Consider the following 25,979-nt stretch of genomic DNA (forward strand, 5'->3'; position numbering starts at 1 on the left):
TTGGCATCGCAGAGCTTGCCTCGCCGCGAGCTGCAGACGTAACCTGCCAACGACCCTTTCCGCGCCTCGAGATTCCCTAGATGCGGTGGCTGTTTGCACTCGTTGCGGCCTCTTCATGTCTTTGCTGCGCCGGTGCCGCCGTCGCGCAGGCGGTCGGCCAGTTTCCGTTTGCGTTGACGCGCGAAGGCCAGATGCTCGGCGCCGTCAAAGGCGAGGTGGCATCCTTCAAGGGCCTGGCTTATGCAGCGCCGCCGGTGGGCAGCCTGCGCTGGCGTCCGCCGCAGGCCTTGCCCGAGAGCTCGGAGATGAGCACGGCCTACGACTATGATGCGCCCTGCCTCCAGCCGTCGCTGCCGACCGCCCGCGAAGATTGCCTCACGCTCAACGTGTTTCGTCCCTTCGGCGTCGATGGGCCGCTGCCGGTCATGGTGTTCATCCATGGCGGCGGATACGTCGCCGGCACCGCCAATGATCCGTTGTTCGATGGCGCACGGTTCGCGCAGGCCGGGCTCATCATCGTGACCGTGAATTATCGCTTGGGCGCACTCGGCTGGCTCACCCATCCCGCGCTGTCGGAATACGGCTCCGGCAATTTTGGCCTGATGGACCAGATCACGGCGCTGCGCTGGGTCCACGACAATATCGCGGCCTTCGGCGGCGATGCGAACAACGTCACGCTGTTCGGCAACGGCGCCGGGGCGACATCGATCGCGCTGCTGATGCTGTGTACCCAGTCACGCGATCTCTTCCAGAAAGCCATTCTGCAATCGGTGCCTGGCCGCGTGCGCCTGCCGTCGTCGCAGGAGGCCGAGACTACGGGCCGGCAGTTCGTCGCCGCACTCGGGCAAGAGGCCGATTTGCGCGTCGTCGCGCCGGCGCGCCTTCTCGCCGCGGAAAAGCGTCTCTTGGGCAAGACGCCGCGCAGCTTTGCGCCGGCGGTAGATGGAAACCTGGTGACGGAAGACATCGCCGCCGGATTCGCCGCGGGGCATGAGAGTCGCATTCCCCTCATCATCGGCTCGAACGACGACGAAACCCGCTTCGACAGCGAGCTGGAGGTCAAGGAGGCGCTGTCATCGTCGAGTGAAAGCATTGATGAGTTGCGCAGGCTCTATCCCGAAGCCAAGAGGCCGTCCGACCTTGCGGCGGGCTTCTACACCGACAAGGTCTTCTCCGAGCCGGTGCGAATGCTGGCCCGGCTTCACGCCGCGACGGGCGCGCCGACCTTCCGCTATCGCTTTGCCTATGTGCCGGAAGCGAGGCGCGGTAATGCCGATGAAGGCCATGGGCGGGAGTTGCAGTTCATCTTCGGCGTCGAGGGCGTGCCCGGCGCGGGCATCTTCTCGCGGCGGGATCGCGAGCTTGCCAACCGCCTGCGCACCTACTGGATCAACTTCGCCAGAAGCGGCGATCCCAACGACGCCGAGCTGCCGCATTGGGATGCGGCCGCGGATCGCGACCATTTGCTGCTGATCACGAACGATCGCATCGCGAGCGGCGACGACCCTTGGGGAGAGCGTCTGGACCGGCTCGCGGGCGAGAGCAAAAGATGAACTGGGGTTAGGCCGCGAGCTCGACGCGCGGCGCCGGGCTCAGCCGGTCTTCCTCCAGATAGTCCATCGCGCCGTCCTTCTCGACGGCATAGAACTGCTGGCCTTCCTTGGACCGATAGGCGGCGCGAACGACGCCGCGGCGGCCCTTGTCACTGTTGACGACGTCCCCCAGCGCAAACTTCTTCATCTCACGTCTCGCTTGTCTTCTGGCCGATTCCTTCGGCCACGGGGGCGATTGTGGGCGGCAAATCGTTAACGACTTGCTAACCATGCCGGTTTGCCTATGCTCGCCGCGAAGCGCGCGGGCGTTTAATCCGCGCATGTTTTCAAAGAGACGAGCCGGCACAAATGACGCGATTTCCGACCCTGTTTCTGTCCCATGGCGGCGGCCCCTGGCCCTTCATGGAGGACCGGCGGGTGCAATATGCCAAGACCGCCGCGGAGTTCGGCCGGCTGCCGCAGCTTCTGCCCGCGCGGCCGAAGGCGGTGCTCGTCATCACGGGCCATTGGGAGGCCGACGCCTTCACCGTGTCGACCTCGGCGCATCCGCCGATGGTGTACGACTATTACGGTTTCCCCGAGCATACCTACCACATCACATATCCGGCGCCGGGCCAGCCCGAACTGGCTGCGGAGGTGAGGGCGCTGCTCAAGCACGCGGGCCTCGACTGCCGGGAAGATCCCAATCAGGGCTTTGACCACGGCACCTTCGTGCCGCTCGGCCTGATGTATCCGAACGCCGACATGCCGATCGTGCTGCTGTCGCTGAAGGCGAGTTACGACGCGGCCGAGCACATCAAGGTCGGGCAGGCCATCGCCGCGCTCCGCGACGAGGGCATTCTAATCGTCGGCAGCGGGCTCACCTATCACAACATGCGCGGCTTCGGGCGGGCCGAGTCCAAACCCGTTTCCTATGATTTCGAGGCCTATCTGAACGAGGCGATCAGCAATCCGGATGCTGCGCGCCGCAACGCGATGCTGGTCGATTGGGAGAATGCGCCGAGCGCGCGTCTCGCCCATCCGCGCGAGGATCACCTGCTGCCGCTGATGGTCGCGGCCGGCGCTGCCGGCAGCGACGTCGGCAAGCGCGTGTTCGTCGACGAGGTCGCAAGCGTCGCGATGGCGTCGTATATGTTTGGGTGAATCCGCTCTACGTACGGCGGGACGCCATCAGGCCGCGATAAAGCGCGGCGTATTCGCCCGCGCGGTTGCGCCAGGACACGTCGGTCGCAAGACCGCTCAATTGCAGCCGGCGCCAGGTCGCCTTGTCATGGAAGGCGGCGTTCGCCTTGCGCAGCGTGCCGGCGAGGGCATCGGCCGTCACCGGACCGAATTTGAAGCCGGTGGCGTCGCGTCCGGCCTCGCCGATGTCGACGATGGTGTCCTCGAGGCCGCCGACGCGGGAGACGATGGGCACTGCGCCATAGCGCAAGGCGCAGAGCTGGGTCAGCCCGCACGGCTCGAACCGCGACGGCACGAGCAGCGCGTCGGAGCCGGCCTGGATCAGATGGGCCAGTATTTCGTCATAGCCGATCAAGACTCCGATCCGACCGGGATTGGCACGCGCTGCGGCCTGATAGCGATCCTGCAGATCGCGCTCGCCGCTGCCGAGCAGCGCGAGCTGCATGCCCTGGTCCAGGATCGTCGGGATCGCCTCGAGCAGAAGATCAAGCCCCTTCTGCCAGGACAGCCGGCTGATGACGCCAAGCAGCGGCGCTTCGTCTGAGGAATCGAGATTGAATTGCTGCTGAAGCACCGCCTTGTTGGCGGCTCGGAATGCGATGTCTTGGGTGCTGAAGCGATAGGCGATGTGCGGATCGGTTTGTGGATTCCACACGTCGACGTCGATGCCGTTGAGGATGCCGCTGAGCACGCTCGAGCGCTCGCGCAGCAGGCCGCCAAGCCCCATGCCGCCTTCGTCGCTCTGGATTTCACGCGCGTAGGTCGGCGATACCGTGGTGATGCGATCGGCGAGCTGCAGGCCGGCTTTCAAGAAGCTGATGCCGCCGAAATATTCGAGGCCGTGGACGTCGAATGCGGCGTCCCGCGGCAGGCCGACCACGCCCGCCAGCGTACGATCGAATTTGCCCTGGTAGGCCATGTTGTGAATGGTCATCACTGTGCCGGGCCGCGGTCCGCCGTCGTAATGCAGATAGGCCGGCGCGAGCCCGGCCTGCCAGTCATGGGCATGCACCACGTCAGGCACGAAGGCCGGAACGAGACCGTGGCCGATGTCCGCCGCCACGCGCGCCAGCGCCGCGAAGCGCACGCCATTGTCCGGCCAGTCGACGCCTTCCGCGGTGACGTAGGGATTTCCGGGCCGGGCATAGAGATGGGGCACGTCGAGCACGAACAGGTCGAGCCCGTCACGGGATCCGGCGAGCAGGCGGCCCGGGGCGCCGAAATAATCCGGCCAGCTCCGCAGCTCTTCCGCGCCCGAGAGTAGCCGGATCACGTCCGGATAGCCCGGCATCAGCGTGCGCATCTCGATGCCGTGGGCTTTCAGCGCAATCGGCAGCGCACCGGCGACATCCGCGAGGCCGCCGGTCTTGACGATGGGATAGACTTCAGAAGCGACCGCGAGGACGCGAACAGGCGTCATGTATTGAGCCTGTCGAGCATCGGCTGGGTGACGAGCGAGATGCCCTGTTCGGTGGTGCGGAAGCGTTTGGCGTCAAGCTCCGGATCCTCGCCGATGACGAGTCCCTCCGGAATCTCCACGCCGCGGTCGATCACGACGTTCTTCAGCCGCGCGCCGCGGCCGACATTGACGTAAGGCATGATTACGGCGTTCTCGACATTGGCATAGGAGTTGATGCGCACGCCGGTGAACAGCAGCGAGCGGCGCAGCGATGCGCCGGAGATGATGCAGCCGCCCGAGACCAGCGAGCTCACCGCCTGGCCGCGCCGGCTCTCCTCGTCATGGACGAACTTGGCGGGCGGCGTGATCTCCGCATAGGACCAGATCGGCCAGGCGCGGTCGAACAGATCGAGCTCCGGCACCACGTCGGTGAGGTCGATATTGGCCGCCCAATAGGCGTCCACCGTGCCGGCATCGCGCCAGTAGGCGCGGGGATCGCTGCCCGAGCGCACGCAGGAGGTCGAGAATTGATGTGCGATCGCGCGGCCGTTCTTCACGATATAGGGGATGATGTCCTTGCCGAAATCGTGGCTCGAGTTCGGGTCCTCGGCGTCGCGCTTCAACTCGTCGAACAGGAATTTCGCGTTGAACACGTAGATGCCCATGCTGGCGAGCGAGACGTCCGGCTTGCCCGGCATCGGCGGCGGATCCTTGGGCTTCTCAAGGAACTGCATAATCCAGCCGTTCTCGTCGATATGCATGATGCCGAAGCCCGAGGATTCCGCGCGCGGCATTTCGAGGCAGCCGACGGTCACGTCTGCGCCGCTGTCGACGTGCTGGCGCAGCATCACCTCGTAGTCCATCTTGTAAATGTGGTCGCCCGCCAGCACGACGATGAAGCGGGCGTTGTGCGACTCGATGATGTCGATGTTCTGGTAGATGGCATCCGCCGTGCCGACATACCACATGTTCTCCGAGACGCGCTGGCTCGCAGGCAGGATGTCGAAGCTCTCGTTGCGCTCGGGCCGGAAGAAGTTCCAGCCCATCTGCAGATGCCGGATCAGGCTGTGCGCCTTGTATTGGGTGGCAACCGCGATGCGGCGGATGCCGGAGTTCACCGCATTCGACAATGCGAAATCGATGATACGGGATTTGCCGCCGAAATAGACCGCGGGCTTGGCGCGCCGGTCGGTCAGCTCCAGCAGCCGGCTGCCGCGACCGCCGGCAAGGACAAACGCCAAGGCCTGGCGGGCAAGCGGCTCATTTCCGGCGGCACTCATGTGATCCTCCCACTTATCTGGCGCAAGCTCAGGCCTTCGCGAAGTGCCTTCCGGCCGCGCACCATTGGAACCGATAGTAACGGTACGAATAGTAAATCGGGAAGACGCTTGTTGGTTGCGAATGCATGGGAAGCTTAACGCTTTGCCGGGGCGCGCCCGCTCGCCCATACCGACGCCGCGGCTTGACAGCGGCGCGGGCGAGGCGTCGTCCGCCGGTCACAATTGAGGCATGCGCGGCCGTCTTGTGCGCTGCACTCGAATTCGAGCCTTTGACTTGGCGCAAGGATGCTCGATCATACGGCTGCGATGCTCTTCCGAACGAAACGTCAGACAGGGAGTAAGACGATGAGTATCTGGAAAGTGGCGATTGCCTGCTCGCTGACGGTTGGGGTCATGGCCGGCCAAATCCAGCAGGCAGCAGCGGCGCCGATGCCGACCAATGTCGCGACCATGAAGGCTGCGGCTGGCGATGACGTCACACAGGTGCATTGGCGCGGCGGTGGATGGGGCTGGGGTCTCGGTGGCCTTGCAGCGGGTGCGATCATCGGCGGCGCCATCGCCAGCGGAGCGCCTTATGGTTACGGCTACTATGGCGGCGGGCCATATTACGGCGGCTACGGTTACCCCGGCTACGGCTATGGTTACGCGCCGGCCTATTATGGCTACGGCTATGGACCAGCCTATCCGCGATACTATCGGCCCTACCGTCCATATTACGGCTATTATCGACCGTACCGGGTCTATCACCGTCACTATTATCGCGGCTATTGGTGAGCGGTCGTTGCCTGGGCATGACCTGGAAAGCTGCTTCGCTCTTTCCCGGATCATGCTCTAGATAGGTTCATGCAGACGAGATGCGCGAGCACGATCTCGCGGCACCGAATTTGGTGTCAGTGGGAAGCGCAAAGCTCGCCGCTCATGTTCGGTTTGTAATCAAGGGAATGTGAGGCGAGGACAAAATCGCTGACTTGTCGCTGCCGGTTGAAACGATCGTTCTCCTTTTGCCGACGCCGACAACAGCAGCATTGCTATTCGAAGCCGGTCTCTTGCAGTCGATGATGCGTCCGCCAAGATCAAATGGACGATAGAATCGGGAGACCGGCCATGGGTCTGCAAGAAACAAGAATCGAATCGCTTCCCTTCGTCACCGCTGAACTCAATTACCTCGCGCCGGTGTCCGGCACGCCACGGACCTACGCCTTCGATCCGCCGCCGGGGGAGCCGAAGAGCACCTCGCTGCCGGAGCCGCATCGGGTTCCGATCTTCGATGCGCGATTGATTGCGAACAACTTCTCCCTGGATCGCGAAGGCTTTGCGCTGGTACGTCATCCGAACCGGGTGAAGGACTTTTACAACGATGAGGAAATCCGCGCCGTCTATTATCCCGCGGTCGAAGCCTTCCTGCGCGCGACGCTGAAGGCCGACCGCGTCGTCATCTTCGATCACACCGTGCGCAAGCGCGTCGCGGGCGCCGCCGATATCCGCGACGGTGGTCCGCGCCAACCGGCGACGCGCGTCCATGTCGACCAGACCATCGTCTCCGGCGCCAACCGCGTGCGCGAGCATCTGCCCGGCGAGGCCGATGAGCTGCTCAAGGGGCGCGTCCAGGTGATCAATCTCTGGCGGCCGATCCGCGGACCCTTGCGCGATTCACCGCTGGCAATGGCTGACGGCACGACGGTTGCGCCCGAGGATCTCGTCGCCTCCGATCTCATCTATCCCAATCGTCGCGGCGAGACCTATTCGGTGAAATACAATCCGAACCATCGCTGGTTTTATTTCCCAGAGATGACGCCGGACGAGGCGCTGCTGCTCAAATGCTATGACTCTGCAAGCGATGGCCGCACCCGTTTCGGGCCGCACACGGCCTTTGTCGATCCGACCACGCCGCCGGATGCCGCGCCGCGCGAGAGCATCGAGGTGCGCACGCTGGTCTTTCACAAACAGTAACAATGTGTGATGGCACTGCCGGGCATCGCCCGGCAGTGGCTTGGGAACCAAGGGGAACCTGGCGACGTTGCAGCGCGGGGCAGGGTAACCGGGAGCGGTGCCGTGCGAGCGCAGCCGACGCTACTGTTTTGTCTGACCACTTTCTCGCTTTCAGCATTTTCCGTCGCCCACGCCGAAAGCGGGCTTGCGTCATACTATGGATATGGAAAAGCCGGCAGGGGCGGCGAGCTGACCTGTGCGCACCGGACGCGTCCGTTCGGCAGCGTGCTCAGAGTGTCCTACAGCGGGCGGACGATCCAATGCCGTGTCAATGATCGTGGTCCCTTCATCCGCGGCCGCATCGTCGATCTATCCGTGCCCGCCGCCCGCGCGCTCGGCATGATGAGCGCCGGCGTGGTGCGGGTCTCGGTGGAATAGCACTGCTGTCGCGCTATAGTGCTGCTCAAAGCAAGGGGGCGCTATGGCCAGGATCAGGGTCGGTCTCGTCGGCTGCGGCTTCGTGTCGGAGCTGCACATGTATGCGTTCCGGCGCGTCTATGGTGTCGACGTCGAGGTTGCCGCTGTTGCCGCGCGCGGCGACCATGTCGTCGAATTCGCGGCCCGCCACAACATCCCGCGCGTCTATCGCAGCTTTGCGGAATTGGTCGCCGACCGCGTGCTCGATGTCGTCGACATCTGCACCCCGCCCAATCTTCATGCCGAGATGATCATCGCCGCCATGCAGGCCGGCAAGCACGTCATCTGCGAAAAGCCCTTCGCCGGCTATTTCGGTCGCGACGGCGACAGGCAGCCGATCGGCAAGCACGTGCCGAAGGCGCTGATGTATGAGCGCGTGCTGGAGGAGATGGACCGCACCCGCGCCGCGATCGAAGGCACGGATAAGCTCTTCATGTATGCCGAGGACTGGATCTACGCGCCGGCCGTGACCAAGACCGCCGAAATCCTCAAGGCAACGAAAGACAAGATCCTGTTCATGAAGGGCGAGGAGAGCCATTCCGGCTCGCATGCCGCCCATGCCGCGCAATGGGCGATGACCGGCGGCGGCTCGCTGATCCGGATGGGCTGCCATCCGCTTTCGGCCGTGCTCTATCTCAAGCAGGTCGAAGCCAAGGCGCGCGGTGAGATCATCAAGGTTGCCAGCGTCACCGGCGATGTCGGCAATGTCACGGCCGGCCTCAAGCCCGAAGAGCGCAGCTACATCAAGGCCAATCCGGTCGATGTCGAGGACTGGGGCACGCTGACCGCGACCTTCTCAGATGGCACCAAGGCCACCGTGTTCTCCGGCGACATGATCATGGGCGGCGTGCGCAATCTGATCGAGACCTACACCAGCGGCGGGTCCTTGTTCGCCAACATCACCCCGAACACGCACCTGATGAGCTACCAGACCTCCGAGGAGAAGCTCGCGAGCGTCTACATCACCGAGAAGGTCGACCGCAAAACCGGCTGGCAGTATGTCTGCCTCGAGGAGGAATGGACGCGCGGTTATCTCCAGGAGATCCAGGATTTCATGGAATGCGCCGCCACGGGACGGCAGCCACTGTCGGACCTCGCGCTGGCCTACGAGACAATCAAGGTCAACTACGCCGGCTATTGGGCGGCGGAGGAGGGACGGCGCGTGGTGTTGTAAGATGCCGATGCGCGTGCGCCGCTACCAGGCTCCGACAGCCATCATCACGACAATGGTCATGCAAGAGAGGCAGGCAATCGACGCAGCGTAGAACTCGGGCGTATTCAATGTTGCCTCCTGAAGCGGATGCCTGTCAGAGATATTGTTGCTGGGGCGTGATTATTCCCTCGGGCGCTTCAACCCGGCCTCGTGTTGCGAGTCGACCCCATCCGGATCGGCGGGATCGTCGTCCGGCAGAAAGAGCTTTGGATGTTTACCCGTGAGCAGAAGCTGCTTGCGCATCTCGGCAAGGCGGGCGCGGCAAAATTCCTTGTAGAGCAGTTCGAATATGGCGGGCATCGTGACCCCCATCGTTGCAAATCTACAATTTGAAAATTGCTAACCGCCGGTGCAGGGCTCGGTCATGCGAGCCGGTGCCGACTAAAACAAACCAGCGCCGAACGCGGCTGGTTGATTGGTTTGTACGTACGATGATGAAGCAGGGCTCATTATCTAGATCACACTCTAGAAGATTTTTATTTCAAAAAGACTTCGTCTCACAACCTGTGCGGAGCCCTTTGCGGTCAAAAATCCAACTACAGCGCGAAGAGAGTTACCTTTGGATGCAAGCGCCATCCGCTACAACGCCGTTCGTCGGGTTGGTGCCAGGCCGTGGCGAATGCCAAGTGTGCGCCCCCATTCTTCTGCTCTTGCAGGTGAAGATGGCACGCGCGGCCGTCGGCGGCCGTTCTTGAGAACGGCCTAAGCGCCGGCTAAGGCGGGGAAGAGACAGCGTCCGCGGCGTGCGCCTCACGCTCCGTAAGTCGATCCCTTCGGCAGCGGAAACACCGGATCTTGCGTGCGGATGTTGGTCGGCCACACCACGGAGATATGCTCGCCAGCGTTCTGCATCACCACCGGCGTCGAGCGTTCGTTCTGGCCGGAGAGCGGCGTGCCCGGCGGGAAGAACTTCACACCGTAGCCCTGGATGGTGCCGCCGGGCGGGATGTCGACGTCGAGCGCGGCCTTGCGAATGGCCTCCGGTTCGAAGCTGCCATACTTCTCTTTCGCCACCGGCAGCACGTTGTTGAGCAGCACCCAGGTCTGGTTGAAGCCCATCGAGCAATGCGGCGGCACGTCGGTGGCGCCGGTCTTGGCCTGGTAGCGCGTGACCATGGTCTTGATCAGGTCGCCGATGCCGGGCGCGAGCTTCGAGGCATCGAGCAGCTGCGCCGGCACCGGATCGATGTTGCAGAAATTGTCGATGTCGGCGCCGAAGGTCGCGCGCAGCTTGTCGAGCTGGCTGTAGCCGGCGCCGGCGCCGAACAGCATCTTGAAGCGTAGGCCGCTTTCGCGGGCCTGGCGCAGGAACAGGGTGATGTCGGGATTGTAGCCGGCATGCGAGATCACATCGACCTTGGCGCGCTTGAGCTTGGTTACGAGCACCGACAGATCGGGTGCCGAGGCCGAATAGCCCTCACGCAGCACCACCTGGATGCCGGCCTCCTTGGCATAGGCCTCGTCGGCCGCGGCGACGCCGACGCCATAGGGACCGTCCTCGTGGATCAGTGCGACCTTGACGTCCTTCGGCTCCATGCCGAGCTTGCCCTTGGCGTGCTCGGTGAGGAAGCCGGCAAAAGCCTGGCCGTACTGGTCGGAATGGATCTGCGCGCGAAACACATATTGCAGGTTCTTGTCCTTGAACACGGCGGTCGAGACCGCGGTCGTGATCCAGAGGATCTTCTTCTGCTGCTCGACCTTCGCCGCCATCGGCACGGCATGCGCGCTGGAATAGACGCCGTTGATGATGTCGATCTTTTCCTGGCTGATCAGGCGCTCGGCCTCGTTGATGGCGACGTCGGCCTTGCTCTGGGAGTCGGCGGAGACGGGCACGATCTTGGTCTTGCCCCCGATGCCGCCCTTCTCGTTGACCAGATCGATGGCGATCTGCGCGCCGACCGAGGAGGCGACCGAGCCGCCGGCGGCGAATGGTCCGGTGAGATCGTAGATCAGGCCGATGCGCAAATTCTCGGCTTGCGCCTGGGCCCGGGTCCAATCGAGGCTGAGTGTGGCGGCGGTAGCCGCCGTACCCTTCAGCAGCTGCCTGCGTGAAGTCGGCATCCTATCCCTCCCTCCGAACCGTCGTTTGCGACTGGCTTTACTTTTTAGCGAGTATTTGGATGGCATGCACGAAAGTCAACATGCGCCGCACTAGGCAATTCGGACGCGCAGCCGTCCGAGATCACGCCGGCATTTTTCCCTGAGTATCATTCTTTTTGCGATGCGCTGATGGAGCGACTGCCTTGCTGCCGCTTGATCGGGATCATTCGATGGCGCTGCATCAGTTCGGGCGCGAGCATCCACTTGTCACGCGTGCGTTTTCAGCTTCGTCCCCGGTGCGGCAGCGTCTCCCGCAATTGTGATGGTTTTGCTCCATCCGTTCGCAGCGGGCCAGGGTTCATGACCGGCATTCGGCTTGTGCGCTTCGGAGGTTGCGTGCCATCCTAGCGGGGCAAATTGCACGGGAAGTCCAATTTCCGGCTTGGCCATCGCGCCACGTTAAGGGTGGAACACAAAAGCTTAGGGAGAAGAGACATGGTGTGGACGCTTCGTTTTGCGGGGCTGGCTTGCGCTGGCCTGTTGCTGTCCTCGGTCAGTGCCTTGGCAGGGCCCAAGGTCGTGTCCGGCCCGGGTGCCGATCCCGGATGCTTCAAGCCCTGGTCGTCCCAAACCAAGTTCTTCCAGTGGGACAAGAAGCCCGGGCCCTACAAGATTGCACTCGTCAACGGCTTCGTCGGCAACACCTGGCGCATCCAGATGGTGAAGACCGCGAAGGCCTTCGCCGCGCAGCCCGGCATCAAGGAGAATATCAAGGAGTTCAAGGTCGTCTCGACCGGCACCGATGTTGCAGCGCAACTCGGCGCGATGGAGGACTTCATCAATCAGGGCTTTGACGCCATCGTCACCATCGCGGTGGCGCCTGACGGCTTCGACCGCATCATCCGCCTCGCCGACAAGAACAACGTCGTCGTGGTCCCCTTCGACAACGTCCTCGACACCGACAAGGTGATGATGGTCAACGAGGACCAGAAGGAAATGGGCCGCATGTCGGCGAAGTGGCTGATGGATGAGAGCGGCAAGAAGTCCGGCGACATTCTCGAGGTCCGAGGCCTGCCGGGCAATTCGGTCGACCGCGACCGCCATCTTGGCTTCCGCGAGGTCATGGAAGCGCCGGGCAACAGCTTCAAGATCACCGAAGTGGTCGGCAATTGGGACACCGGCACCTCGCAGAAGGTGACGGCGGACGCGCTCGCGGTGCACGGCCATTTCGATGGCGTGTTCACGCAAGGTGGCTCCGATGGCACCGTGCAGGCGATGATGTCGGCAAAGCACCCGTTCGTCCCGATGTCGGGCGAGGGCGAGAACGAGTACCGCAAGCAGATTGCCGATCACGCCAAGGACGGGCTCAAGGGCATGTCCTACGGCCAGTCGCCAGCGCTGGTCGCCATCGCCACCAAGGCGGCGATCTCCGCGCTGCAAGGCAACGTCATGCCGCAGCTGATCTCGATCCCGATCCCGGTTGCGACCTACAAGGACCTGAAGCCCGGCACCAACTACTGGCCGGACCTCAACGCGAACTTCTTCGCGCCGAACCAGTTCACGCCCTGCGGCGTCAACTTCACGGCGCCGGAGATCATGTCGCAGAGCGAAAAGAACACCCAGTGAGCGCATTGGAGATGTTGCGGTTGCGGCCCGGCTTTCGCCGGGCCGCTGCTGCGTGAGCCCTGCCATGTCGGATGCTGCTCTGACCTCGCCCGCCTTCCTCGCCTTGTCCGGAATCTCCAAGCGTTACGCCGGTGTGCGCGCGCTCGAAGGTGTCGATTTTGCATGCGAGCGCGGCAAGATCCATGCGGTGCTGGGCGAGAACGGCGCTGGCAAGTCGACGCTGATCAAGATCATCGCCGGCGTCGTCCAGCCTGATGCGGGCACCATGCGGCTCGGCGGATCCGAGGTGAGCTTCGCGACACCATCCGCCGCCAATGCAGCCGGCGTCGTCTGCATCTTCCAGGAATTGTCGCTGATGCCCGACCTCTCGGTCGCGGACAACATCTCGATTGCGTCGCCGCCGCGCCGCTTCGGCCTCATCGATGCGCGAGCCCAGCGCCGCCGGGCCGAGGAGCTGCTGGCCGAGATCGGTTGCGAGGACGTCAATCCCCTGATGCGCGTGCGCGATCTGCCGTTGTCGCGCCGCCAGGTGGTGGAGATCGCCAAGGCGCTCGGCAAGAAGCCACAGCTTTTGATCCTCGATGAAGCTACGTCGGCTCTCACCAGTGCCGACGTCGAGAAGGTGTACGCCATGCTGGCGCGGCTCAAGGCCGAGGGCGTTGCCATTCTCTACATCTCGCACCGGATGCACGAGGTCGAGGCGCTGGCAGACCGCGCTTCCGTGTTTCGCAACGGGCGCCATATCGAGACCTTCGACAAAGGCAGGCGCTCGACCGCCGATATCGTTCAGCTCATGATCGGACGCGACATTGCGGCCCAATATCCGCCAAAGCCCTCGCGTGGATCGCCGAAGCCCATGTTGGCTGTCGAGAATTTGAGCTGGGACAAGAGCCTCGATGGCATCACGCTCCGCGTTGGTGCCGGCGAGATCGTCGGTCTCGGCGGGCTGGATGGCCAGGGCCAGAAATCCCTGCTGCTGGCGCTGTTCGGCGTGCTGCGTGGCGTCTCCGGGCAGGTCACCGTCGAAGGCCGCGAGGTGCGCCCGGGCTCACCGGCAGCGGCGAAGTCGGTCGGCATCGCGCTCGTGCCGGAGGATCGCAAGACCGAAGGCCTGATGCTGCCGATGTCGATCGCGGACAATCTGGTGATCGCCTCACTCGACGCGATTTCGACCGGACCTCTGGTCGACCGCGCGCGCGAGAACGAGGCCATCAAGCGCGCCATCGCGCGGCTGCAGATCAAGATCGGTGCGCCCGGCGACGCGGTCTCCACGCTTTCCGGCGGCAATCAGCAGAAGGTCGTTCTCGCCAAATGGCTGATGACCGATCCGCGCATCATTTTGCTCAACGATCCCACGCGCGGCATCGACGTCGGTACCAAGCAGGAGCTTTACCGGCTGATGCGCGAGCTCGCGGACCAGGGCGCGGCCATCCTGTTCTACTCGACCGACTATGACGAGCTCATTGGCTGCTGCGACCGGGTGGCGATCATGTATGACGGGCGCATCGTGCGCGAGCTCGAGGGTGACGATCTCAACGAGACCAACATCATCGCGAGCGCGCTGAACATCGACGCGGCGGCGCCTGGCACGCCCGGAGCTGCCCATGCTTGACGATGTCGCCATCAGGATTCGCCAGAACATCGGCATCGTCACCGCCGTCCTGTTGTTCTCCATCCTCTATCTGCTCTACAATCTCGCGCACCCCAAGGGCTTCTCGTCGGCGGTTCTGGTGCAGAACGGCGACGAGATTTTTGCGCTCGCCATGCTGGCGATGGCCCAGACCGTGCCGGTGCTGGCGTCGGGGCTGGATCTCTCCGTGGGTGCTGTCATGACCATGGTGGGATGTTTCGCGAGCTACCTGCTGACGGGCGCGGTGGACGGCACGCCGCTGCATCTCGACATCTTCGGCCTGCAACTCGGCCTCGGCACCTTCCCCGGCGGGATAAGCGGAATCCTGCTCGGCATCGTCGTGTGCCTTGCGACCGGTGCGCTGGCCGGCTTCATCAATGGCTGCATCGTCGTCTACGGGCGCATCCAGCCGATCATCGCGACTCTCGCGACCGGCGCTGTCTATATCGGCATCGCGCTGTTCCTGCGGCCGACGCCGGGCGGCAAGATCGACGAGGATCTCAATTGGGCGATGACCAATTCGCTCGGGGATTTCGCCGCGACCGTCCATATCTTCGATGACGGCGCAGCAAGCTGGTTTGCGCCGGTGGCCTGGATCCCGGTGCCGTTCGTGCTGCTCGTCCTGATCGCGCTCCTGGTCTGGGTGCCGTTCCGCCGCTCCGTGCTTGGCCGGGCCGTCTATGCGGTCGGCTCGGCCGAAGGTGCCGCCTATATGTCCGGCCTTCCGATCGACCGCGCCAAGATCGCGGCCTTCACGCTTGCCGGCTTCTTCGCCGGCTGCGGCGGCCTGTTCCTGGCCATCCAGACCTCCTCGGGCAATGCCGACATCCCGCAGGCTGGCGCCTATACGCTCAACTCCATTGCCTCCGTCGTCATCGGCGGCACGTCGCTGCTCGGCGGGACCGGCAGCGCGATCGGCTCGATCTTCGGTGCTATGGTCCTGCGCGTCATCTCGTTCTTCTTCCGCATCTTCGACATCGCGCCGCTGTTGCAGCCGCTGTTCGAGGGCTTGATCCTGCTGGCGGCGGTCAGCATCGGCGCGCTCGGCGTCCTGCGCGTCAAGAATACGCTGGAGCTGTTTCGATGAGTTCGGCCTCTCTCAGTCTCTCGCGCGATGACCGCCCGATCCTGATCGCGGCCCTGTTCATCCTCGTCATCCTGGTGGCGGGCACGATCTACACCTTTGCCCGCTTCGGCAGCGCGCCATTGTTGTCGCCGACCTATTTGCTGCAGCAGCTCCAGATCGGCGCCTTCCTCGGCATCGTCGCCGCCGGGATGATGATGGTGATCCTGATCGCGCAGATCGACCTATCGGTGCCTTGGACGCTCGCCGCCGCCGCGATGATGGCGACATCGATCGGCGGACCGCTTGCAATTCCGGTCGGGCTCGGGGTCGGACTGCTGGTCGGTCTCATCAACGGCATCGGGGTCGCGTATCTGCGCGTGCCGTCGATGATCTTCACCCTCGGCGTCAACGCGGTCATGCGCGGCCTGATGGTCGCTCATACTGGTGGCTATGCGCCGCAGACCGCCGCCACGGATTTGATGCGGATGCTCGCCGGCGACCGCACGCTCGGAATTCCCAACGCCCTGTTCGTCTGGGCCGCAGTGTCCGTCCTCGTCACAATCGTGCTCCAGCGCACGGCGCTCGGCCGCTACGTCTATGCCATCGGCAACAAGGAAGCGGCCGCCTATCTGGCCGGTGTCGACACCCGCCGCATCACCGTGATCTGCTTCGTCCTGTGCGGTGTCGCAGCCGCGCTCGCCGGCGTTCTGCTCGCCGGCTACTCCACCAAGGCTTATCAGGGCATGGGGGATGCCTATTTGCTGCCATCGATCGCGGCGGTCGTGATCGGCGGCACCAACATTCTCGGCGGCCGCGGGCGCTATCTCGGCACGCTGATCGGCGTCGTGCTGATCGTGCTGCTCAACAGCGTGCTGTCGATCATGGACATGCCGGAGGCCGGCCGCCAGGTCATCTACGGCCTCGTCATCATCTTCATGCTGCTGGTCTATGGCCGCGGTGAACGTGTGACGAGCTAGGACACAGACTCATCAATACGAAGCCCTAGCGCGATCGCGGCAAGCGAGGCAGATCGCTGCCATCCGTATTTTGGTCCTGACCCTGCCGCTTTCCAGATGTAACTGAGGCCGCCAGATCGTGGCGACAACGCTTTCAGAGGCGACGTCGCCGGTCACGCGCTGCTGCATATCCTGGAGTGCCAACGTTGAAATTCGCTGGAATCGCAACCCTCATCTCTTTGATTGTGAGTGCAAATTCCTTCCTGATGTCGTCGGAAGCTTTGGCCCAGTCCCGGCCCGACGATGAGATGTTCGATCCAATTAAAGTCATCAACGGAACGCAGATCTCGCCTGAGGTCTGCAAAGAGATGGAGGCGCGCGAAACCGCGGTCTGGGTCAGCATCGAGAGCAATGGATATTGCCTGAGATACTACGCCGCAGGGTTGAAGACGGACGGGACAAATCCACTGGCCGTCGTCTGGATACCGGGTGACGTGATGGGCGGGCCCAAAGGCGTGCGCCATCAAGCAGGGCTCGGCGTTGCAGCGATGATCGAGCAATCGCAAGAGCAGTTCGGACGATACGGCGTGCCGTTCATTTTCCTGGGTAGGCCGGGCACGTATGGAAGTGCGGGAAAGCATTACGACATCAGGCACACGCCACTGGAAGCGAAGCTGATGGCTTCTGCTGTCGATGCCTTGAAGTCGCGCTATCATATCGGCCGCTGGGTGCTTGGAGGGCATAGCGGAGGCGGGACGCTTGCGGCAGAGCTCCTTGCTCAGCGCAACGATCTTCAGTGCGTCGTTCTTTCTTCTCCGGCCGCGGCGTATCGCGCGCGATTGAAGGCGAGGGGATGGGTCGGCCGTTTGAAGACCGAAGTCTTCTTTGATCCCTACGATTCCGTGAACCAGATACCGGATCAACCTGCGCGCAGGATATTCCTGATCTCCGACCCGCGTGATTCCAACATCCCGTTTTCAACGCAGGAACTGTATTTCAACGGGCTCAAATCGCATGGACATGCGGCTTGGCTTGTTCCACTCACGAAGGCCCGAGGGCCGACCTATCATAGTCTCGTTGATTTCGGCCAGGCGGCGGAAGGAATGTGTGCAAGTGGGGTGGCGACCGAGGTCTTGCTACAAACCTTGCGTGCGATGCCGATGGAGTCGGATCGCATATCGAACTAGCCTGCCCAGGCAGGACACGTGTGAGGTTGACCCCGAACTGCGTCCGTCCCTTACACCGCCGCGCGCGTGTTGAGATAGATCGAATACAGCGAGGTCTGGCCGCAGATGTAGAGGCGGTTGCGGCGCGGGCCGCCGAAGCAGACGTTGGCGACGATCTCGCCGATCGGGACTGTGCCGAGATGGGTGCCGTCGGCTGCGTAGCAGAACACGCTGCGGCCCGCCGATGTCCAGATGTTGCCGTGGATATCGACGCGGAAGCCATCATAGAGCCCGTCCGGGCAGGTGGCGAACAGCGAGGCCTCTCCGACTGCTTGTCCCTTGACCTCATAGGACCAGATCGTCGGCGGCAGCCCGCTCACATGCGTCGCGCCGGTGTCTGCGACATAGAGGCGGGTTTCATCCGGCGAGAAGGCCAGCCCGTTCGGTTGCACCCGGTCGGACACGACGCGCGTGATGGCACCGGAATTGCCATCGATCCGGTAGACATTGGAGGCGCCGATCTCGGACGGACTCTGCTGCCCTTCATAGTCGCTGTCGATGCCGTAGGTCGGATCGGAGAACCAGATCGAATGGTCCGACTTGACCACGACGTCGTTGGGCGAATTCAACCGGCGGCCCTCGAACGCATCCGCCAGCACGGTGATCGAGCCGTCGTGCTCGGTCCGGGTGACGCGCCGCATGAAATGCTCGCAGGTCACCAGCCGCCCCTGGCGATCGGTGGTGTTGCCGTTGGAATTGAAGCTTGGCGCGCGGAAAACCGAGACCGATCCGTCGGTCTCGTCGAAACGCATCATCCGGTTGTTCGGAATGTCGGACCAGATGAGGTAGCGCCCGGCCGGAAAGTAGGCCGGGCCTTCGGCCCAGCGGCAGCCGCTGGTGAGTTTCTCGAGATTGACATGGCCGATGACCAGCCGCTCGAAGCGAGGGTCGTGGGCGACATAGGGGAGCATGTGTCCTCCTTGATGAGCCGCAGATTCTTGCAAGCTGCCTGCGTGCGGTCCTTACTGTGATCGACCCTGACAAATTTGCAAGCGTGCTTCGGCTCCTTGAGGGCAAAACGAAATGCCCGGGAGGGCCCGGGCATCACGCGTTCGCGGTGTCGTTCGTTCGCTTTCTACTGCGACAGCTTCACGAAGTTCGGAAACTTCAGCTTGCCTTCCGCGATCTTCTCCGGCCAGACCACGACCTGCTTCTGGTCCTGCCACTGGAAGACCAGGCCGGTCACCGCGCCCGGACCGGACTTGATGCCGTGGGTGAACTCGTCGTCCTTGCCGTAGAACTGGATCTTGCCGATCGTGCCCTCGAAGTCGGTCTTCTCGAGCTCGGCGACCATCTTGTCGGGATCGGTCGAGCCGGCGCGCTTGATGGCGTCGGTGATGATGTAGACCTCGTCATAGGCGGTGTAGCCGGTATAGGCCGGCGGCGTGCCGAACTTGGCCTTGAAGGCTGCCGCGAACGGCTTCGTCTTCGAGGTCGCCGCGACGTCGGGCGTCGCGACCGCCAGCGACGGCACGCCGTCGGCGGCGCCATTGGTGTCCTTCCAGAAGGTCGGGCTCAGCGCCTGCGCGCTGATGCCGAACATCGGGACCGGCACCTGCTGGTTCTTCCACTGCACCGTCGGCTGCACGCCGACATGGGAGATGCCGGTGACGATCACGTCAGGCTTCTTGGCCTCGATGTTGTTGAAGATCGGCGTGAAGTCGGTGGTGTCGGGCGAGAAGCGGACATGCTCGACGACCTTCAGGCCGGCCTTGGGCAGGCAGGCTTCGTAACCGACGTCGAGCGGCTTGGTCCAGGCGGCGTCCTCGCTCATGATCGCGACCGTCTTGAACTTGAGCTTGTCGACGAGGAGATCCTTCGCGGCGTCGCAGACGAGCTGGGCTTGCGCGGCCGAGGTCAGGTAGCCGTGGAAGGTGTACTTGTTCTTTTCATAGTCGTTGTGGATCGCCTTGGTGATCTCGTTCGAGGCGGCGCCCGGGGTGATCAGCGGCATCTTCAGCCGCGCCGCCCAGGGCTCCAGCGCCAGCACGACCTCGCTGATATAGCTTGCGATCACCGCCGAGACCTTGTCCTCGCTCACGGCGCGCTGGAAGGCGCGCACGGAATCGGCCGACGAGCTCTTGTTGTCATAAGTGACGATCTCGATCTTGCGGCCGAGGATGCCGCCCTTGGCATTGATCTCGTCGGCTGCGATCTGGGCGCCGCCGGGAGTTGCCGCGCCCGCGATCGACTGTACTTCGGCGATGACGCCGATCTTGATCGGATCGTTCGACTGCGCGTAGGCGGGCGCGGCGAGGCACAGCGCCAGCGCGGAGGTGAGGAGGGCGGAGCCCAGAAGCGTGGATGATCGCATGGTCGTTTCCCTTTCGTTGTTTGTTATTGATACGCGCGACTCAGAGAAAATCGGCGCCGGCTTCGCTCGCGAAGCGGCCGGGATCACCTTCCCAGACGATCCTGGCGTGCTCCAGCACATAGACGCGGTCGGCATGCGGCAGCGCGAAGGTCACGTTCTGCTCGCCGAGCAGCACGGTGATCGACGTGGTCTGACGCAGCTTCTCCAGCGCCTTGGACAGCAGTTCGAGGATGACCGGCGCAAGCCCCAGCGTCGGCTCGTCCAGGATCAGGATCTGCGGCTGCATCATCAGCGCGCGGCCGATCGCGAGCATCTGCTGCTCGCCGCCGGAGAGCGTCTGCGCCAGTTGGCCCTGCCGCTCCTTCAGGATCGGGAACAGCTCGAACAGCCAGGTGAGCTGCGCGGCGCGCTTGTCGTCGTCGAGGTGTTGCCCGCCGAGATCGAGATTTTCCCGCACCGTCATCTCGCCGAACAGCTCGCGCGATTCCGGGCATTGCACGAGGCCGCTGCGGGCGATCCTGGCGGGGCTCGTGCCGCGCAGCTTTTTGCCGCCGCGGATGATCTCGCCGCTATACGGCAGGAAGCCGGAGATGGTGTTGAACAGCGTGGTCTTGCCGGCGCCGTTGAGACCGACAATGGAGACGAACTCGCCCTCGTGGATGTGGATCGAGACGTTCTCCAGCGCCTGCGCCTTGCCGTAATGCACGCTGACGTTTTCGACCTGGAGCAGCGGCACCTTGTCCTTGAAGCTGGTCTCGGGCCGCGCATGGGTCTCGATGGCGCCGCCGAGATAGACCCGCCGCACGGTCTCGTTTCGCATGACGTCGTCGGCCTTGCCGGTGACGATCTCCTCGCCGAGATACATCGCGAGCACGCGATCGACCAGCGCCGCGACGCTCTTGACGTTGTGGTCGACCAGCATCACCGCGCGGCCCTCATCGCGGAAGCTGCGGATCAGGTCGGAGAACACGTCGACCTCGGCGCGGGTCAGGCCGGCGAAGGGTTCGTCGACCAGCACGACCTTTGGGTCGCGCGCGATCGCTTTTGCGAGTTCGAGCCGGCGCAGATCGGCAAAGGGCAGCGTCGGCGGGCGGCGGTTCATCACGGAGCCCAGTCCGACGCGGTCGGCGATCCATTTGGCGCGCTCGACCAGCGCCTTGTCCGGAAACAGCATGAACAGGCTGTCCGGCAGCAGCGCCACCATGATGTTCTCCAGCACGGTCTGCCGGTTCAGCGGCCGCGAGTGCTGGAACACCATGCCAAAGCCTTTTCGCGCGATCTTGTGCGCGGGCAGGCCCGCGACATTCTCGCCCTCGAACACCACGTCGCCTGCGGTCGGGCGCTCGATGCCCATCACGCTCTTCATCGCGGTCGACTTGCCCGAGCCGTTCGGCCCGATCAGGCCAAAAATCTCGCCGCCATTGACGTCGAAACCGAGGTTCTTCACCGCGGTCAATCCGCCAAAGCGCTTGGTCAGGCCGCGGACTTCGAGCACGGGCCGGTTTGAAAGCCTCTGATCCATTACGAGCGTGCCTCGCGCGAGAGAGCCGCTCCGAGGAAGCCGCCGGGGAAGAACAGGACGACGAGCAGCGCCACCGCCGAGACGATGAAGGTGGCAAGCTCGCCGGTCGGACGCAGGAATTCGCCGGCGACGATCAGGAAGATCGCGCCGAGTGCTGCGCCGAGCACGGTGCGTCGGCCGCCGAGCACGGCCGAGACGATCACGTTGACGCCGACTGCGACGTCGACGACGGTGCCGACGGACGCGGTGCCGAAATAGAACACCAGCAAGGCGCCTGAAAGCCCCGAGAAGAACGCGCTGACGATGAACGCGGCGAGCTTGTGCTTGACGATGTTGAAGCCGAGCGCACCGGCCTGCACCGGATCCTGGCCACTCGCCTGCAGCACGAGGCCAATCGGCGATTGCGACAGGCCGTAAAGGATCGCTGCCGAGATCGTCATGAAGCCGAGCGCGATCCAGTAGTTCGCGCCGGCATTGATGGTGATGACGTCGGGGATGGTCAAGCCGATCTCGCCGCCGGTGAGATCGGCGAACACGACGATGAAGTTCTGCAGCATCAGGACCGCGACCAGCGTGGTCAGGCCGAAATACGGCCCGCGCACGCGTAGCGCCGGCAGCGCCAGCACGAGCCCGGCGATGACGGAGGCGAGCGCGCCTAACACGATGCAGAGATAGACTGACCAGCCGAACTGCGCGTTGAGAATGCCGGCGGTGTAGGCGCCGACGCCGATCAGGAAGGTCGGCCCGAAATTGACCTCGCCGGCGAAGCCAAATAGCAGGTCCCAGGCCATCGCGAACACGCCGAAATAGAACGCGACGGTGAGCAGCCCGAGCACATAGCCGGACACATAGAGCGGCAGCGTCGCTGCGATGATGACGAGCGCCAGCGAGACGAAGAACAGGCGCGAGGTAAAGAAGCCCGCCATCTCAGCGCCTCCCCAGAAGGCCCTGCGGCCGGATGTACATCACGAACACGAGCAGCAGCAGCGCCGGAATGGTGCGGTAGGCCGGCGAGACCAGATAGGCGGTCAGCGTTTCGAGATAGCCGACCACGAAGGCCGCGATCAGCGAGCCGGAGACGCTGCCGAGGCCGCCGAGCACCACGATCGAGAACGCGCTCGCCGTCAGCGGCCCGACGCTGTAGGAGCTGACGCCGAGGAACATGCCGAGCAGCACGCCGGCGATGCCGGCCAGAATGCCGTAGATCGCCCACACCACGATGTAGATGTTGGTAAGCTCGAGCCCGAGCAGGGTGACGCCGCGTGGGTTCATCGAGGCCGCCAGCACCGCCTTGCCGGTGCGGGTGCGGTTCACCAGCAGCCACAGCAGCGCAATGACGAGGCAGCATACGATCGCGGTGAAGATCTCGTTCTTCGGCGTGCGGACGCCGAGGATCTCGACCACGCCCTCGACGATCGGCAGCACGGTCTTGGCGTTGTTGGTGAAGAAATAGGCGATCAGCTCCTGGATCATGATGCCCCAGAGCAGCGTTCCCGTGAGGACGAAGATCTCCTTCTCCTCATTCGGGATGCGCCGGGAATCCTGGATCGGCTTCACCACGGCGAAGTAAGTGGCGAACGCGGTGAGGAGGGCGACCCCGACCCCGATCAGCGCGCCGGCATAGGTGCCGACATTGAGCACGCTGGCGGCGGCCCAGGCCGCCACCGCTGCCGCCACCATGATGGCACCGTGGGAGAGGTTGAGCACGCCGGAGACGCCGAAGATGAGCGTGAAGCCGGTGGCACCGAGAGCGTAGAGCGCGCTGATGGCGAAGCCATCAATCAGAATCTGGAAAGCTCGCATTGATGATTGGCCGCGTGGCAGCCGGGCTGCCGCTTTGAGGGAAGGTTGCTGCGGGAGGCTGCAAGCGGAAGCTCCCGGGAGGTGGTCCCGGGAGCATGTCCGATCAGTTGCTGAGCTTGATGAAGCTCGGGAACTTGATATCGACCTTGGCGACGTCCTTCGGCCAGACCGCGCTCTGCTTGCCGTCCTGCCATTGCAGCATCAGCCCGGTGATCAGGCCCTTGCCGTATTTGATCGAGTGCGTGAATGGATCGTCCTTGCCGTAGAACTGGACGCGGCCGATCGTGCCTTCCCAGTCGGTCTTCTCCAGCGCATCGACCAGCTTGTCGGCATCGGTCGAGCCGGCGCGCTTCACCGCATCGGCGATGTAATAGACCTCGTCATAAGCGGTGTAGCCGGCATAAGAGGGATAGTTGCCGAACTTCTTCCGGAAGTTTTCCGCGAACGGCACCGACTTCGGCGTCACCGCGACGCCGGGCCCGGAGACGCCCTGATAGAGCACGCCTTCGGCGGCCTGGTTGGTATCCTTGCCGAAGGTTTCGTTGGTGGCCTGCGAGGAGATGCCGAACATCGGGATCGGCACCTGCTGGTTCTTCCACTGCACCGTCGGTTGCACCCCCACATGCGAGATGCCGGTGATGATGACGTCCGGCTTGGCGCCCTCGATCTTGTTGAAGATCGGGGTGAAGTCGGTGGTGTCAGGCGAGAAGCGGATGTGATCGAGCACCTTCAGCCCGATCTTGGGCAGGCATTCCTCGTAGCCGATGTCGAGCGGCTTGGTCCAGGCGGCGTCCTCGCTCATGATGACGGCCGACTTCATGTGAAGCTTGTCGACGAGAAGATCCTTGGCGCCGTCGCAGACCGAGAGCGCCAGCGCCGCCGAGGTCAGGTAGCCGTGGAAGGTGTATTTGTTCTTCTCGTAATCGGCGTGGACGCTCTTGCTGATTTCGTTGGAGGCCGCGCCCGGCGTCACGAACGGCGTCTTCAGCCGCGCGGCCCAGGGCTCCAGCGCCAGCACCACTTCGCTGATGTAGCTGGCGATGACCGCGTTGACCTTGTCCTCGTTCACCGCGCGCTGGAACGCGCGCACCGAGTCGGCGGAGGAGGAGTGGTTGTCGTAACCGATGATCTCGATCTTGCGGCCGTCGACGCCGCCGGCGGCGTTGATCTCGTCCGCGGCAAGCTGTGCTGCCTGCGGGATCGATGCGCCGGCAATCGCCTGCGCTTCCGCGATCACACCGATCCGAAGCGGATCGGCCGCTAATGCCGGGCTTGAGGCTGCCAACAATGCGCCCGTCGCGGCCATACCAAACGCACTTCGCAATGCACCAGAGAGTGCTTTATTCATATTGTTCTCTCCCTTGAACCAAGCTTCTTTGAGCTATTGGGTCGGGACTATAACGGTGAGAGAATCCTCGGCAAGTAAAACTGTATTCAGGATTGTACGATGGGGACTAAAGTCTAGCGCTTGCGCAAAATGAGTGCACAGTTGGATATTCCAGCAAATCAGGCATGCAGATTTCGTCTACGGGCATGCAGACAGGTTGAAGGCACATGACGGTGGCCCAACGAGTCGCGATCAGCTAGCTCGAATAGCCGCGTTCCAGGGCATGCCGCTGCTGATATCGATCCAGCGCCAGATGGACGAGGCGCGTCAGCAGCTCTCCATATGGTACGCCCGAGGCTTCCATCATCTTCGGATACATGCTGATCGACGTGAAGCCGGGCAGGGTGTTGATCTCGTTGAAGCAGAATTCGCCGGTTTGCCGGTCGAGGAAGAAATCGACGCGTGCGAGGTCGCTGCATTCGAGCGCCGCGAAGACCTGCAACGCGAGCGCGCGCACGCGCGCCATCTGGGCCGCATCGAGCTTCGCCGGGAGATCGACGCGGGCGCCGTCGGGATCGAGATATTTGGCCTCGTAGGAATAGAACTCGTGATGGGCGTTGGGATTGAGCTCGCTGGCGACGCTCGCAAACAGCGTCTCGCCCTCGAGCACGGCGACCTCGATCTCGCGGGCGTCGATGCCCTGTTCGACCAGCACCTTGAGATCGTAGCGAAACGCATCGTCGAGCGCGGGACCGAGCGCATCCCATGTCTTGACCTTGTGAATGCCGACACTGGAGCCCATGTTGCACGGCTTGACGAACACCGGGAGGCTCAGCCCCTCGATCACCTTCGCAAGAGACGCGGCCCGATCGGCGACGAAAGCCTTGCGGGTGAGCACGCGATAGGGCGCGACCGGCACGCCGGCGAATTCAGCGAGCCGCTTGGCGACGTCCTTGTCCATGCTGACGGCAGAGGCAAGAACGCCCGACCCGACATAGGCAACGTCGGCGAGCTCCAAAAGGCCCTGCACGGTGCCGTCTTCACACAAGGGTCCGTGCATGACCGGAAAGACGACGTCGATCGCGATCGGGGCCGTTGCGTTGCCGGAGATCGGGATGAGGACCCCGCGTCCATCGGCACCTCGGGCGAGCCGCATCTCGGGCGCATCGGGCAGGATCGGCAAGGATGTCTGCGCCTGGTCGATCGTCGCAAGATCGTTCCACTGCCACCGGCCGGTCTTGTCGATGGAGACCGGGATCATCTCGAAGCGCGCACGGTCGAGATGCCTGAGCACGGAGGCGGCCGATTTCAGCGAGACCTCATGCTCACCGGACCTGCCGCCATAGAGAACCACGACGCGAATTTTCTCTGCCATGGCTCAATTATCACGCGCTCCGTCCGGAAGTCACGTCTTGCCTGCGGAGAGGAGGGCGTGT

23 protein-coding genes are annotated in these 25,979 nt (G+C 63.5%); 11 read left to right on the forward strand and 12 right to left on the reverse strand.

Annotated elements, in window-relative coordinates; translation table 11 throughout:
* The first annotated feature begins 80 nt into the window (after positions 1 to 80).
* Positions 81 to 1,553 carry a carboxylesterase/lipase family protein gene (locus JQ587_RS12125; RefSeq protein ID WP_212298785.1) on the forward strand — a complete coding sequence of 491 codons (1,473 nt, stop codon included), beginning with the start codon at positions 81 to 83 and terminating at the stop codon, positions 1,551 to 1,553.
* 7 nt (positions 1,554 to 1,560) lie between these two features.
* Here JQ587_RS12125 and JQ587_RS12130 read toward each other — a convergent pair whose 3' ends face one another.
* A complete protein-coding gene (locus JQ587_RS12130; RefSeq protein ID WP_027519499.1) occupies positions 1,561 to 1,740 on the reverse strand; it encodes a hypothetical protein in 180 nt (59 codons plus the stop codon).
* 161 nt (positions 1,741 to 1,901) lie between these two features.
* Between JQ587_RS12130 and JQ587_RS12135 the strand changes: the two genes are divergently transcribed.
* Entirely contained in the window at positions 1,902 to 2,696 is a 795-nt protein-coding gene (locus JQ587_RS12135; protein ID WP_212298784.1) for a DODA-type extradiol aromatic ring-opening family dioxygenase, read from the forward strand.
* A 7-nt stretch (positions 2,697 to 2,703) separates the two neighbouring features.
* Here the strand turns inward: JQ587_RS12135 and glgA are convergent, their stop codons facing one another.
* Positions 2,704 to 4,155 (reverse strand): glycogen synthase GlgA, encoded by a 1,452-nt coding sequence (gene glgA, locus JQ587_RS12140; RefSeq protein WP_212425439.1) that lies wholly within the window; start codon positions 4,153 to 4,155, stop codon positions 2,704 to 2,706.
* The gene (glgC, locus tag JQ587_RS12145; RefSeq protein WP_212298781.1) at positions 4,152 to 5,414 is read right to left on the reverse strand and encodes a glucose-1-phosphate adenylyltransferase; all 1,263 of its coding nucleotides are present in this window, start codon (positions 5,412 to 5,414) and stop codon (positions 4,152 to 4,154) included. Before glgC ends, glgA begins: the two co-directional genes overlap by 4 nt.
* A gap of 345 nt (positions 5,415 to 5,759) precedes the next feature.
* Between glgC and JQ587_RS12150 the strand changes: the two genes are divergently transcribed.
* The 4 genes from JQ587_RS12150 to JQ587_RS12165 all read left to right on the forward strand — a co-directional run bounded on the left by JQ587_RS12150 (position 5,760) and on the right by JQ587_RS12165 (position 8,994).
* On the forward strand, positions 5,760 to 6,188 hold the full coding sequence (locus tag JQ587_RS12150; protein ID WP_212425440.1) for a hypothetical protein: 429 nt from the start codon (positions 5,760 to 5,762) through the stop codon (positions 6,186 to 6,188).
* Positions 6,189 to 6,518: 330 nt separating this feature from the next.
* Positions 6,519 to 7,364: a CmcJ/NvfI family oxidoreductase gene (locus JQ587_RS12155; RefSeq protein ID WP_212425441.1), complete on the forward strand. Its 846-nt coding sequence runs from the start codon at positions 6,519 to 6,521 to the stop codon at positions 7,362 to 7,364.
* 102 nt (positions 7,365 to 7,466) lie between these two features.
* A complete protein-coding gene (locus JQ587_RS12160) occupies positions 7,467 to 7,781 on the forward strand; it encodes a septal ring lytic transglycosylase RlpA family protein (RefSeq protein WP_212298778.1) in 315 nt (104 codons plus the stop codon).
* Between the two features lie 43 nt (positions 7,782 to 7,824).
* Entirely contained in the window at positions 7,825 to 8,994 is a 1,170-nt protein-coding gene (locus tag JQ587_RS12165) for a Gfo/Idh/MocA family protein (protein WP_212425442.1), read from the forward strand.
* Positions 8,995 to 9,153: 159 nt separating this feature from the next.
* On the opposite strand, the gene JQ587_RS12170 is transcribed toward JQ587_RS12165, so the two are convergent.
* Positions 9,154 to 9,345 (reverse strand): hypothetical protein, encoded by a 192-nt coding sequence (locus JQ587_RS12170; RefSeq protein WP_212425443.1) that lies wholly within the window; start codon positions 9,343 to 9,345, stop codon positions 9,154 to 9,156.
* A 438-nt stretch (positions 9,346 to 9,783) separates the two neighbouring features.
* Positions 9,784 to 11,094, reverse strand: coding sequence for an ABC transporter substrate-binding protein (locus JQ587_RS12175; RefSeq protein WP_212425444.1), 1,311 nt, complete (start codon positions 11,092 to 11,094; stop codon positions 9,784 to 9,786).
* Between the two features lie 474 nt (positions 11,095 to 11,568).
* Here JQ587_RS12175 and JQ587_RS12180 point away from each other — a divergent pair, with 474 nt between their 5' ends.
* The 5 genes from JQ587_RS12180 to JQ587_RS12200 all read left to right on the forward strand — a co-directional run bounded on the left by JQ587_RS12180 (position 11,569) and on the right by JQ587_RS12200 (position 17,538).
* A complete protein-coding gene (locus tag JQ587_RS12180) occupies positions 11,569 to 12,699 on the forward strand; it encodes a sugar ABC transporter substrate-binding protein (protein WP_212298774.1) in 1,131 nt (376 codons plus the stop codon).
* A gap of 64 nt (positions 12,700 to 12,763) precedes the next feature.
* Entirely contained in the window at positions 12,764 to 14,311 is a 1,548-nt protein-coding gene (locus JQ587_RS12185; protein WP_212425445.1) for a sugar ABC transporter ATP-binding protein, read from the forward strand.
* On the forward strand, positions 14,304 to 15,416 hold the full coding sequence (locus JQ587_RS12190; protein ID WP_212425446.1) for an ABC transporter permease: 1,113 nt from the start codon (positions 14,304 to 14,306) through the stop codon (positions 15,414 to 15,416). Before JQ587_RS12185 ends, JQ587_RS12190 begins: the two co-directional genes overlap by 8 nt.
* Positions 15,413 to 16,372, forward strand: a complete 960-nt coding sequence (locus tag JQ587_RS12195; protein ID WP_212298771.1) for an ABC transporter permease — start codon at positions 15,413 to 15,415, stop codon at positions 16,370 to 16,372. The genes JQ587_RS12190 and JQ587_RS12195 overlap by 4 nt, the downstream gene beginning before the upstream one ends.
* Before the next feature lie 185 nt (positions 16,373 to 16,557).
* Positions 16,558 to 17,538, forward strand: a complete 981-nt coding sequence (locus JQ587_RS12200; RefSeq protein WP_249154273.1) for an alpha/beta hydrolase family protein — start codon at positions 16,558 to 16,560, stop codon at positions 17,536 to 17,538.
* A gap of 50 nt (positions 17,539 to 17,588) precedes the next feature.
* Here JQ587_RS12200 and JQ587_RS12205 read toward each other — a convergent pair whose 3' ends face one another.
* From JQ587_RS12205 to JQ587_RS12235, 7 genes are all read right to left on the reverse strand, one after another.
* The gene (locus JQ587_RS12205; protein WP_212425447.1) at positions 17,589 to 18,488 is read right to left on the reverse strand and encodes an SMP-30/gluconolactonase/LRE family protein; all 900 of its coding nucleotides are present in this window, start codon (positions 18,486 to 18,488) and stop codon (positions 17,589 to 17,591) included.
* Between the two features lie 164 nt (positions 18,489 to 18,652).
* Entirely contained in the window at positions 18,653 to 19,891 is a 1,239-nt protein-coding gene (locus tag JQ587_RS12210) for an ABC transporter substrate-binding protein (RefSeq protein WP_212425448.1), read from the reverse strand.
* Positions 19,892 to 19,931: 40 nt separating this feature from the next.
* Entirely contained in the window at positions 19,932 to 21,413 is a 1,482-nt protein-coding gene (locus tag JQ587_RS12215) for an ATP-binding cassette domain-containing protein (protein ID WP_212425449.1), read from the reverse strand.
* Positions 21,413 to 22,339, reverse strand: a complete 927-nt coding sequence (locus tag JQ587_RS12220; RefSeq protein WP_212298767.1) for a branched-chain amino acid ABC transporter permease — start codon at positions 22,337 to 22,339, stop codon at positions 21,413 to 21,415. Before JQ587_RS12220 ends, JQ587_RS12215 begins: the two co-directional genes overlap by 1 nt.
* 1 nt (position 22,340) lies before the next feature.
* Positions 22,341 to 23,216, reverse strand: coding sequence for a branched-chain amino acid ABC transporter permease (locus tag JQ587_RS12225; RefSeq protein ID WP_063688885.1), 876 nt, complete (start codon positions 23,214 to 23,216; stop codon positions 22,341 to 22,343).
* A 103-nt stretch (positions 23,217 to 23,319) separates the two neighbouring features.
* Entirely contained in the window at positions 23,320 to 24,564 is a 1,245-nt protein-coding gene (locus JQ587_RS12230; protein ID WP_212425450.1) for an ABC transporter substrate-binding protein, read from the reverse strand.
* A 235-nt stretch (positions 24,565 to 24,799) separates the two neighbouring features.
* Positions 24,800 to 25,918 (reverse strand): D-alanine--D-alanine ligase family protein, encoded by a 1,119-nt coding sequence (locus JQ587_RS12235; RefSeq protein ID WP_212425451.1) that lies wholly within the window; start codon positions 25,916 to 25,918, stop codon positions 24,800 to 24,802.
* Positions 25,919 to 25,979 lie beyond the last annotated feature (61 nt).

This window comes from Bradyrhizobium manausense (assembly GCF_018130615.1).
Classification (GTDB): Bacteria; Pseudomonadota; Alphaproteobacteria; order Rhizobiales; family Xanthobacteraceae; genus Bradyrhizobium; species Bradyrhizobium manausense_A.